General features: G+C 65.4%; 10 protein-coding genes. 4 read left to right on the plus strand and 6 right to left on the minus strand.

Annotated features, from left to right (window positions below; all coding sequences use genetic code 11):
* Window positions 1-3: 3 nt before the first annotated feature.
* A complete protein-coding gene (locus tag N7640_RS16515) occupies window positions 4-1,485 on the plus strand; it encodes an AAA family ATPase (protein WP_279904543.1) in 1,482 nt (493 codons plus the stop codon).
* Here N7640_RS16515 and N7640_RS16520 read toward each other — a convergent pair.
* The 4 genes from N7640_RS16520 to hemJ all read right to left on the minus strand — a co-directional run bounded on the left by N7640_RS16520 (window position 1,482) and on the right by hemJ (window position 4,762).
* Window positions 1,482-2,288 (minus strand): SDR family oxidoreductase, encoded by an 807-nt coding sequence (locus N7640_RS16520; RefSeq protein ID WP_279904542.1) that lies wholly within the window; start codon window positions 2,286-2,288, stop codon window positions 1,482-1,484. The genes N7640_RS16515 and N7640_RS16520 overlap by 4 nt on opposite strands.
* Before the next feature lie 3 nt (window positions 2,289-2,291).
* Window positions 2,292-3,257, minus strand: coding sequence for a DUF805 domain-containing protein (locus N7640_RS16525; RefSeq protein ID WP_220813829.1), 966 nt, complete (start codon window positions 3,255-3,257; stop codon window positions 2,292-2,294).
* 95 nt (window positions 3,258-3,352) lie between these two features.
* Window positions 3,353-4,315: a nitronate monooxygenase family protein gene (locus tag N7640_RS16530; RefSeq protein WP_279904541.1), complete on the minus strand. Its 963-nt coding sequence runs from the start codon at window positions 4,313-4,315 to the stop codon at window positions 3,353-3,355.
* Between the two features lie 21 nt (window positions 4,316-4,336).
* On the minus strand, window positions 4,337-4,762 hold the full coding sequence (hemJ, locus tag N7640_RS16535) for a protoporphyrinogen oxidase HemJ (protein ID WP_279904540.1): 426 nt from the start codon (window positions 4,760-4,762) through the stop codon (window positions 4,337-4,339).
* A gap of 136 nt (window positions 4,763-4,898) precedes the next feature.
* On the opposite strand from hemJ, the gene argC reads away from it, so the two are divergent.
* On the plus strand, window positions 4,899-5,933 hold the full coding sequence (argC, locus tag N7640_RS16540; RefSeq protein ID WP_220813832.1) for an N-acetyl-gamma-glutamyl-phosphate reductase: 1,035 nt from the start codon (window positions 4,899-4,901) through the stop codon (window positions 5,931-5,933).
* Between the two features lie 168 nt (window positions 5,934-6,101).
* A complete protein-coding gene (erpA, locus tag N7640_RS16545; RefSeq protein WP_220813833.1) occupies window positions 6,102-6,452 on the plus strand; it encodes an iron-sulfur cluster insertion protein ErpA in 351 nt (116 codons plus the stop codon).
* A gap of 52 nt (window positions 6,453-6,504) precedes the next feature.
* Here erpA and N7640_RS16550 read toward each other — a convergent pair whose 3' ends face one another.
* Window positions 6,505-7,596 (minus strand): anhydro-N-acetylmuramic acid kinase, encoded by a 1,092-nt coding sequence (locus tag N7640_RS16550; RefSeq protein ID WP_279904538.1) that lies wholly within the window; start codon window positions 7,594-7,596, stop codon window positions 6,505-6,507.
* Between the two features lies 1 nt (window position 7,597).
* Complete coding sequence (locus tag N7640_RS16555; RefSeq protein ID WP_279904537.1) at window positions 7,598-9,028, minus strand: peptidoglycan DD-metalloendopeptidase family protein; 1,431 nt, start codon at window positions 9,026-9,028, stop codon at window positions 7,598-7,600.
* 180 nt (window positions 9,029-9,208) lie between these two features.
* Here N7640_RS16555 and tyrS point away from each other — a divergent pair, with 180 nt between their 5' ends.
* Entirely contained in the window at window positions 9,209-10,408 is a 1,200-nt protein-coding gene (gene tyrS, locus N7640_RS16560) for a tyrosine--tRNA ligase (RefSeq protein WP_279904536.1), read from the plus strand.
* Window positions 10,409-10,415: the final 7 nt, after the last annotated feature.

A 10,415-nucleotide genomic window follows, 5' to 3' on the forward strand; every position in this document is an offset into this window, starting at 1 on the left:
GTGTTGAAGAACGATATCCACGACCTGGGGCTGGTGCTGGAGTCCCGGGTCAAGCTGGTGGTGATCGAGTCCTGGGACGAGCGCCGGGTGCTGGAGACGCTGACTTCGCTCGCCGTCAAGCGTGGCCTGGGCATCCACACCTGGTCGGTGACCGAAGGCCTGCAGCGCCTGGCCTTTGGTGGCGAGCCGATGGGCGAGCTGGACAGCCGCGAGCCGGAGCAGGCGCTGCGCATGATCAAGGCCGACCCGCTGCCCAACCTCTACGTGATGTGCGACCTGCACCCGTTCCTCGGCGACAGCCCCAGGCTGGTGCGCCTGCTCAAGGAAATCGCCATGAGCGAGGAGGCGCACAAGCCGACCCTGGTGCTCGTTTCCCATGCGGTGAAGCTGCCGGCCGAGGTCCAGCGCTACGCGGCGCGCTTCAGCCTGGCGCTGCCGACCGAGGAGGAGTTGCTGGCCATCGTCCGCGAGGAGGCTGCCCGCTGGAGCGAGCGCAACCGTGGGGCCCGGGTGCGCACCGACAACCGCACCCTGCAGCAGATGGTGAAGAACCTGCGTGGCCTGACCCACGCCGAGGCGCGGGCGCTGGCGCGCAACGTGATCTGCGACGATGGCGCCATCACCCAGGAAGACATCCCGGAGCTGAACAAGGCCAAGTTCCAGCTGCTTGACCTGGAGGGCGTGCTCAGCTTCGAGTACGACACCGCGCGCTTCGCCGAGGTGGGCGGCCTGACCAATCTCAAGCGCTGGCTGAGCGAGCGCCAGGAGATATTCCTCAACGGCAAGGGTGCGGACATGCCCCGGGGCATGCTGCTGGTCGGCGTGCAGGGCGGCGGCAAGAGTCTGGCGGCGAAGGCGGTGGCCGGCCTCTGGGGGCTACCGCTGCTGCGCTTGGACTTCGCCAGTCTGTACAACAAGTTCTTCGGCGAGACCGAGCGCAACCTGCGCGAGGCGCTCAGACTGGCCAGCCAGATGGCGCCCTGCGTGCTGTGGATGGACGAGATCGAAAAGGGCCTGGCTACCGGCGAGAATGATGATGGCGTCAGCCAGCGTGTGCTCGGTACTCTGCTGACCTGGATGGCCGAGCGCAAGGCGCCGGTGTTCATGGTGGCGACGGCCAACGCCATCCACCGCTTGCCGCCCGAACTGGTGCGCAAGGGGCGCTTCGACGAGCTGTTCTTCGTCGATCTGCCGGATGCGGCGGTACGGTCGGACATCTTCGCCATCCACCTGCGCCGTCGCGAACTGGAGCCCGAGCAGTTCGACCTAGCCGAGCTGTCGTACGCCTGTGCGGGCTTCTCGGGGGCCGAGATCGAACAGGTGGTGGTCAGTGCCCTGTACGCCGCCCAGGCGCGGCAGCAGTCGGTGGATCAGACGCTGCTGCTGAACAGCATCCAGAGCACCGCGCCGCTGTCGGTGGTGATGGCCGAGGACCTGACGGCGCTGCGCGCCTGGGCCGATGGCCGGACGGTGAACGCCGGCTAGGGCTGCTCGGCGTCCGCCCGCGGCAACAGCGGGCGGACCATCTTCATGGCCACTCGCCGCACCAGGGCACGGGGTGTCAGACGCAACAGCTGCGGCACCAGGCGATGCCGCCAGCCTGGGATGATGATGGCCTGGTTGCGCTCCAGCCCGCGGATGGCGAGCAGGGCAATCTCTTCCGGGCTGGCCAGTTGGCCGTGCCGGTCCAGTCCGTCGCTGCGCAGTTGGGCGCGACGGAAGAAGGCGGTGGCCACCGGCCCCGGGCAGAGCACCGAGACCTTCACGCCGAACGGCGCCAGTTCGCTGCGCAACGCCTCCGACAGGTGCAGCACATAGGCCTTGCTGGCGAAGTAGTTGGCCATCAGCGGACCGGGCTGGAACGCGGCCAGCGAGGCCACGTTGAGAATCTGCCCTGAACCGCGTCGCTTCATGTCCAGCCCCAGGGCATGGCAGAGGCGGGCGAGGGCCAGCACATTGAGTTCGATCAGTTGCTGCTCGGTGGACCAGTCCTGCTCCACGAACAGGCCGGCGCTGCCGATGCCGGCATTGTTCACCAGCAGGTCGATGTGCCGTTCGCTCTGCTCCAGTTCCTGGATCAGGCCGGTGAGCTGCAGCGGTTCGGCCAGGTCGCACACGCGGAACAGCGCTTCGACGCCGAAGCGCTGGCTCAGCTCGCAGGCGATGCTTTCCAGGGCATCGCGCTGGCGTGCGACCAGAATCAGGTTACGCCCGCGCCGGGCCAGCGCCTCGGCCAAGGCGAGGCCGAGGCCGCTCGAAGCACCGGTGATCAGGGCGTAACCGCTCAAGGCCTACTCTCCGGAGGGGGCTTGCTGAATTTGCTGCTGCTGTGCTTCCGCAGCGCGGTTGACGTAGTCCTGATAGGCCGGCAGGGCAATCGCCGCGACAATGCCGAGGATGGGTACCAAGAGCATGGTGCAGGCCAGGGCGATGACACCACCGCTGTTCGGCGGCGGCGGCGGCCCGTAGCGGTTGGCGCCCTGGTTGCCGGGGACGATGAGCATCAGCAGCGCGAACACGCTGCCGACCACGGGTATCAGGTTGAGTAGCCAGAGCCAGCCGGACCAGCCAATGTCATGCAGGCGTTGCACGCCGATCTGCACGCTGACCACGACTGCGCCGATGACCACCGGGATCATCAGGATGCCGCCGAATATCGGCGAGGCGGCCATGATTCCGGCGGCAATGCCGTAGGCCACCAGGGAGATGAGCAGCAGCGCCATCGACCAGCCCAGATAGCGGACCCGGCCGATCCGCCCGGAAACGCTGAATACTTTGAGTTCGGCGAACTCCTCGTAGCCGTCGCCCACATCGGACTTGGGCGTGCTGTAGGGCGATGCCGCCGTCGTTGCCGGCGTGCTCTGGGCCTGCAGCGCTTGGCGGGCGAGGAACTTCTCGATGACGATGCCGCAGGCGGAGCAGGCGGTGGCCTTGGGCTGCTGGTGCCCGCACTTGGGGCACTCCATGTTCTCGTCGCTTACGGCCTTTTCTTCTTCGATATCCACCAGGCTCAGCCTGGCAGCCAGGTCCTGCTCCTTGCGCACCTGGGCGCCGGCCTGCTGGAGGGCGACCAGGTACTTGTCGGCCTCGTTCTCGGACAGGTCGCGCTTGAGCGCTACCGGGGCCCCGTTGAACAGCACGTCGATCTTGCCTGGGTCGCTCTTGAACAGGCGGGCCAGGTTGGCCTTCACCGTTTCCAGCGTCTGCTCCGGCATCAACTGCCCTTCGAATACGATCTTGTAACGTGCTTCGGTCATGCTGCGTCCCTGTTCGCTTTTATAAATTCGTTGAGCCTAGGGGCTTTGCCGGGCGCTCACAAGCGGCCGGCCAGGCAATTTGCACCAAATGGCCACTAGCGCGGCCATTTCCCCGCCAGTTGGTTGCCCCGGCCCTGTGCGGCGCGGTATTCGTCGTCCAGGCGTGCGATAAGCTCGGCCACCGTCGGCAGATCGGCGATCCCGCCGACGCCCTGGCCGGCCGACCATACGGTCTTCCAGGCCTTGGCCTCGTCGCTGATCGGCTTGAGCTTCTCGCCGTAGTCGACGTCGCCCTTGTCCTGCAGGCGCTTGAGGTCGTAGCCGGCCTTTTCCAGGCTCTGGCGCATGAAGCTGGCCGGCACGCCCGAGACCGCGGGGGTATGCACGATGTCGGCGGCGCGGGCGTCGAGGATCATCTGCTTGTAGTCGCCGTCGGCGTTGCTCTCGCGGGTGGCGATGAAGCGGGTGCCCATGTAGGCCAGGTCGGCGCCGAGCAACTGGGCGGCGAGGATCTCGTGACCGTGGTTGAGGCAGCCGGAGAGCAGCAGAGTCTTGTCGAAGAACTGGCGGATCTCGGCGATCAGTGCGAACGGGCTCCAGGTGCCCGCATGGCCGCCAGCTCCGGCTGCCACCGCGATCAGGCCGTCGACGCCGGCCTCGGCCGCCTTCTCCGCATGGCGGCGAGTGGTGACGTCATGGAAGACCAGGCCGCCGTAGCTGTGCACGGCATCGACCACTTCCTTGACCGCGCCCAGGCTGGTGATCACCACCGGCACCTTGTGCTCGACGCACACAGCCAGGTCGGCCTGCAGGCGCGGGTTGCTGCCATGCACGATGAGGTTGACCGCGTAGGGCGCCGCGTCCGGCTTCAGGCCCGCCTCGATCTCTTCCAGCCAGGCCTTGAAGCCGCTGGTCTCGCGCTGGTTCAGGGCCGGGAAGCTGCCGACCACTCCGTCGTTGCAGCAGGCCAGTACCAGTTGCGGGGTGGACACCAGGAACATGGGAGCCGCCACCACGGGCAGGCGCAGGCGCTGGTCGAACAGAGCGGGCAGGGACATGGGTCTTTCCTCTTGTCGTGATCAGAAGGGTTTCACCACCACCAGCACCACGATGGCCAGCAGGAACAGCACCGGCACTTCGTTGAACCAGCGGTAGAACACGTGGCCGCGGGCGTTTTCGCCGCGGGCGAAGCGCTTGAGCTGGGCGCCGCAGACATGGTGATAACCGACCAACAGTACCACCAGCGTCAGTTTGGCGTGCATCCAGCCCTGCTGTAGCCAGGCCGGATTGAGATGGAGCATCCAGCCGCCGAACAGCAGCGTGGCGATCATCGAGGGATTCATGATGCCGCGATACAGCTTGCGCTCCATGACGCAGAAGCGCTCGCGGCTGGCGTCGTCCTCGGCCATGGCGTGATAGACGAACAACCGGGGCAGGTAGAACAGGCCGGCGAACCAGCAGACCAGGGCGATGATGTGCAGGGCCTTGACCCAGAGATAGAGCATCGACGACTTCCTGCGCGAAATGTGTCGCCGATAGTAGAGAAAGCCATGGCCGAGCGCATCCTCGAGGTTGGCCCTGGTTGCCCCGGAGCCGTATCATCGGCAGCCTTTCTCAACGGTCGCGCAGCGGGGGTATGCAATGGTCAAGGTCGGAATCGTCGGCGGCACGGGTTACACCGGGGTGGAACTGCTGCGCCTGCTGGCCCAGCACCCGCAGGCCGAGGTGGCGGTGATCACCTCGCGCTCCGAGGCCGGGGTCAAGGTCGCCGACATGTACCCCAATCTGCGCGGCCACTACGACGATCTGGCCTTCAGCGTGCCGGACGTCGCCACCCTGGGCGCCTGTGATGCGGTGTTCTTCGCCACGCCCCATGGTGTCGCCCATGCCCTGGCCGGCGAACTGCTCGCCGCCGGCACTCGCGTGATCGATCTGTCCGCCGACTTCCGCCTGCAGGACGCCGAGGAGTGGGCCAAGTGGTACGGCCAGCCCCACGGCGCGCCGGACCTGCTGCCCGAGGCGGTCTACGGCCTGCCCGAGGTCAATCGCGAGGCGATCAAGGGTGCGCGCCTGATCGCCGTCCCCGGCTGCTACCCGACCGCCACCCAGCTCGGCCTGATCCCGCTGCTGGAGGCCGGTCTGGCAGATTCGAGTCAGTTGATCGCCAACTGCGCCTCCGGCGTCAGCGGTGCCGGTCGTGGCGCCAAGGTCGGTTCGCTGCTGTGTGAGGCCAGCGAGAGCATGATGGCCTATGCGGTCAAGGGCCATCGCCACCTGCCGGAGATCAGCCAGGGCCTGCGCCGCGCCGCCAACGGACCGGTCGGCCTGACCTTCGTGCCGCACCTGGTGCCGATGATCCGCGGCATCCACGCCACACTGTACGCCACCGTCGCCGACCGCGGCGTGGATCTGCAGGCGCTGTTCGAGCGCCGCTACGCCGACGAGCCGTTCGTCGACGTGATGCCCGCCGGCAGCCATCCGGAAACCCGCAGCGTGCGCGGCGCCAACGTCTGCCGCATCGCCGTGCACCGTCCCCAGGGCGGCGACCTGGTGGTGGTGCTGTCCGCCATCGACAACCTGGTCAAGGGCGCGTCGGGCCAGGCGGTGCAGAACCTCAACATCATGTTCGGACTGGACGAGCGCCTGGGACTCTCCCACGCCGCCCTGCTGCCCTGACCGCCATCTCGCCCGCGACAACTTGAATTCGTCGCGGGCACTCCCATCTAAACAGGCAGGGCCTCGTGCCCTGCCTTCGCGCAATAATTGACCAATTTGCTCGGACAAGCGGATAATCCTCGCCCGTGCAGTACGTGACATGGCGCCTGGCGCCGGGAGAGCAGCAAGATGAGCGTCGAGACCTTCACTCCAACCCCCCTGATCTTCACCCAGGGTGCGGCGAACAAGGTGAAGAACCTGGTCGATGAAGAAGGCAACCCGCGCCTGAAGCTGCGTGTGTTCGTCACCGGCGGCGGTTGCTCGGGCTTCCAGTACGGCTTCACCTTCGACGAGGACGTCGCCGACGATGACACCATCGTCGAGCGCGAGGGCGTCAGCCTGGTGGTCGATCCCATGAGCTTCCAGTACCTGGCTGGTGCCGAGGTGGATTATCAGGAAGGGCTGGAAGGATCGCGCTTCGTGATCAACAACCCGAACGCCTCGACCACCTGTGGTTGCGGATCGTCTTTCTCGATCTGATTGCCCGCCGCTGTAAGAAGAAGCCGCGCCATTGCGCGGCTTTTTCGTTTCTTCAGGCCGGATAGATGGCGCCGAGGATGCGCGGGCCCTTCGCCCCGCTGACGCTTGGGCGGTTGGCCGGAATGCGCTCCAGGCAGCAGTGGGCCAGCCAAGCGAAGGCCATGGCCTCGATCCAGTCCGGCGGCACGCCGCGCGCGGCGGTGCTGGCCACCCGGCAATCGGGCAGCAACTCCTGCAGGCGCCGCATCAGCATGTCGTTGTGCGCGCCGCCGCCACACACCAACAGTTCGGCTGTGCCCTGCTGGGCCTGCTGCAGCGAGTCGACGACGCTGCGCGCGGTCAGCTCCAGCAGCGTGCGCTGGACATCCGAGGGAGCCAGATCAGGCTGAGCGGCCAGATGGCTTTCGAGCCAGGCGAGGTTGAACAGCTCCCGCCCCGTGCTCTTGGGGCCGTGCGTGGCAAAGTAGGGATCGCTCAGGAGCGCGCGCAGCAAGGCATCATTCAGTTGCCCGCTGGCGGCCCAGTCGCCACCGCGGTCGAAGGCTTCGCCCAGGCTCTTGCCGATCCAGGCATCGAGCAGCACGTTGCCCGGCCCGCAGTCGAAGCCTCGCACTGGCTGGTCCGCCTCGATCAGGCTGAGGTTGCTGAAACCTCCGACGTTGAGCACGGCCCTGGGCTGATCTTCGCGCTCGAAGAGGGCTTCGTGGAAGGCCGGCACCAGTGGCGCACCCTGGCCGCCTGCGGCGACGTCTCGGCGCCGGAAGTCGGCGACCACGTCGATCCCGGTCAGCTCCGCCAGCAGCGCCGGGTTGCCGATCTGTACGGTGAAGCCGCGGGCCGGCTCGTGGCGCACGGTCTGGCCATGGCTGCCGATGGCACGTATATCGCCGGCGCTCAAGCCTTCCCGCCGCAGCAGGGCATGGATGCCGTCGGCTGCCAGTTCAACCCAGCGCTGTTCGGCCACCGCCGCGCGTGCCAGTTCGTCAGGGCCGGACGAGCACAGGGCCAGCAGCTCGGCACGCAGCGTGTCGGGCATGGGGATGTAGTGATGGGCGAGCAGGGCGGGGTGGGAGGCCTGGTGGATCAGGGCGATGTCCAGTCCGTCGAGGCTGGTGCCGGACATCACCCCCAGGTAGCGCAGCATCTCAGGGCTGCTTGTTGGCGGCCAGCAGGGTGGCCTTTTCCTGATCCATGCGTGCCATCAGCGGCTTGCTCTGTTGCAGGAAGCGCTGCTTCTCGTTGTTCGCGATAGGGTCCGCCATCGGCAGCTTCTGGCCGAGCGGGTCCACGTGCTGGCCGTTGACCTGGAACTCGTAGTGCAGGTGCGGGCCGGTGGAGAGACCGGTGGTGCCGATGTAGCCGATGATCTGGCCCTGCTTGACGTTCACGCCGGTGCGCACGCCCTTGGCGAAGCCCTGCATGTGCCCGTACAGGGTGCGGTAGCTGTTGCCGTGCTGGATGACGACCGCGTTGCCGTAGCCACCCTTGCGCCCGGCCAGCAGTACGCGACCATCGCCGGCGGCCTTGATCGGCGTACCACGTGGCGCGGCGTAATCGACACCCTTGTGTGCGCGAATCTTGTTCAGGATGGGATGTTTGCGGCCCAGGGAGAACTTGGAGCTGATGCGGGCGAAGTCCACTGGCGTGCGGATGAACGCCTTGCGCATGCTCATCCCGTCCGCGTTGTAGTAGCTGGTGACGCCCTGCTTGTTGGTGTAGCGGACCGCGGTATAGCTCTTGCCGCGGTTGGTGAAGCGGGCGGAGAGGATATTGCCGTTGCCCACCGTCTTGCCGTTGACCGTGTGCTCCTCGTAGATCACCTCGAACTCGTCGCCTTCGCGCAGGTCCTGGGCGAAGTCGATGTCGTAGCCGAACACGTTGGCCAGGTCCATGGTCAGGCTGTGTGGCAGCCCGGCGCGTTTGGCGGAGAGGAACAGCGAGCTGTTGATGACGCCACGGGCGTAACTGGTGCGGACATCAGGCTTGACCAGTTCACGCTTGAAGGAGAAGCCCTTGTCGTCGCGAGTCAGGGAGATGCTTTCGAGATCGTTGAGTCTGCTGCTCAGTTGCTCCAGCTTGCCGTCGGCGGTCAGCTTGAAGTCCAGGGTCTGGCCGACATGGAGGCGGCTGAAGCGCTTGGCGTCCTTGCTGCTGTCGATGGCTTCGTGCAGGGCCGTGGCATTCAGGCCCACGCGTGCGAAGAGAGTGGAGAGAGTATCGCCACTGGTGACGGTGACGCTCTTCTGCAGCGGATCGGAGGGTGGGGCGGGTTGAAGCTCTTCTTTCTTCTCGTTATCAGCGTCTGATTGGGCGCTTTTCTGATTATTGGCGAGGTTGGCATCGGCGAAGGGTGATGCGCCTCGATCCCCCAGAACCTGCCCGGGTCGGAGGTCGTCCTTTTCCTGCAGTATCTGTTCGGAGCCATTGTCCAGCTCCATCGACAGGTAGGTCTTCCTTGCTTCCACCTCGCGGGATGGGAACACCAGCAAGGCCAGGCTCAGCAGCGCCGCGACACCGCTGGCAGCCAGCAGATGGCTTCGCGGGTAGGACGTAGCTTTGGGAGAGGTATGGGTCATGGCTCGGGGTGTTTCTTGGAAGAGTGCATTAACTGCCTAAAATATAATCATAATTCATCATAGGCAACCCTGAAGCCAGGCTGTCTGTCGAGCGGCAGCCCCGGGCGCAGAGCTTGTAATTGGTCAGTGATCTTGTATGGTTGGTTCCCTTTTGGTTTTGCGAGTGGCATGAGTCCTGTCATGAAGTCGGTTGAAGAGCAGCTGGCGCTGATCAAGCGCGGAGCGGAAGAAGTCCTGGTCGAATCCGAACTGGTGGAAAAACTCAAGCGTGGCGAGCCGCTGCGCATCAAGGCCGGTTTCGACCCTACCGCGCCCGATCTGCACCTGGGGCATACCGTCCTTATTAATAAGCTGCGCCAGTTCCAGGAGCTGGGGCATCAGGTGATCTTCCTGATCGGCGACTTCACCGGCATGATCGGCGACCCCAGTGGCAAGAGCACTACCCGTCCGCCGCTGACTCGCGAGCAGGTGCTCGACAACGCCGAGACCTACAAGACCCAGGTATTCAAGATCCTCGATCCGGCGAAGACCGAGGTGGCCTTCAACTCCACCTGGATGGACAAGCTGACTCCGGCCGACTTCATCCGCCTGTCGTCGCAGTACACCGTGGCGCGCATGCTCGAGCGCGACGACTTCCAGAAGCGCTACGAAGGCAACCATCCGATCGCCATCCATGAGTTCCTCTATCCGCTGGTTCAAGGCTACGACTCTGTGGCGTTGCGCGCCGACGTCGAGCTGGGGGGCACCGACCAGAAATTCAACCTGCTGATGGGGCGTGAGCTGCAGCGCGCCTATGGGCAGTCTTCGCAATGCATCGTCACCATGCCGTTGCTGGAGGGTCTGGATGGCGTGAAGAAGATGTCCAAGTCGCTGGGTAACTACGTGGGTATCCAGGAGGCGCCGGGCGCCATGTATAACAAGCTGGTGTCCATGCCCGACTCGCTGATGTGGCGCTACTTCGAGCTGCTGAGCTTCCGCTCCATGGAAGAAATCGAGCAGTTCAAGGCGGACGTGGTGAGTGGCGCCAATCCCCGGGACATCAAGATCAAGCTGGCCGAGGAGATCGTTGCTCGCTTCCACGGCGAAGAGGCGGCGGCCAATGCCCACCGTTCCGCTGGCAATCGCCTGAAAGATGGCGAGCTGCCGGACGATCTTCCGGAAGTCGAGCTTCTATCTATAGAGGATATGCCGGTCTCCTCCGTCCTTAATAAGGCGGGCCTGGTGAAGAACGCTGCGGCTGCGCGCGATCTGCTGAGCGCCGGCAGTGTGAAGGTGGATGGCGAGGTGGTGGATCGCGGCTTCGTGTTCAAGCTTGGCTCCAGCCATGTCTGCCAGGCCGGCAAGAAGGCCTTCGCACGCATCCACCTGAAGGCCGAGTAAAAAGTTT

Source organism: Pseudomonas sp. GD04015, from assembly GCF_029837675.1.
GTDB classification, from domain to species: Bacteria; Pseudomonadota; Gammaproteobacteria; order Pseudomonadales; family Pseudomonadaceae; genus Aquipseudomonas; species Aquipseudomonas paralcaligenes.

Coding starts and splice junctions, on each gene's coding strand:
- argC (WP_220813832.1), top strand. CDS start 4,899: ATGGTCAAGGTCGGAATCGTCGGCGGCACGGGTTACACCGGGGTGGAA.
- N7640_RS16555 (WP_279904537.1), bottom strand. CDS start 9,028: ATGACCCATACCTCTCCCAAAGCTACGTCCTACCCGCGAAGCCATCTG.
- erpA (WP_220813833.1), top strand. CDS start 6,102: ATGAGCGTCGAGACCTTCACTCCAACCCCCCTGATCTTCACCCAGGGT.
- N7640_RS16550 (WP_279904538.1), bottom strand. CDS start 7,596: ATGCTGCGCTACCTGGGGGTGATGTCCGGCACCAGCCTCGACGGACTG.
- tyrS (WP_279904536.1), top strand. CDS start 9,209: ATGAAGTCGGTTGAAGAGCAGCTGGCGCTGATCAAGCGCGGAGCGGAA.
- hemJ (WP_279904540.1), bottom strand. CDS start 4,762: ATGCTCTATCTCTGGGTCAAGGCCCTGCACATCATCGCCCTGGTCTGC.
- N7640_RS16530 (WP_279904541.1), bottom strand. CDS start 4,315: ATGTCCCTGCCCGCTCTGTTCGACCAGCGCCTGCGCCTGCCCGTGGTG.
- N7640_RS16525 (WP_220813829.1), bottom strand. CDS start 3,257: ATGACCGAAGCACGTTACAAGATCGTATTCGAAGGGCAGTTGATGCCG.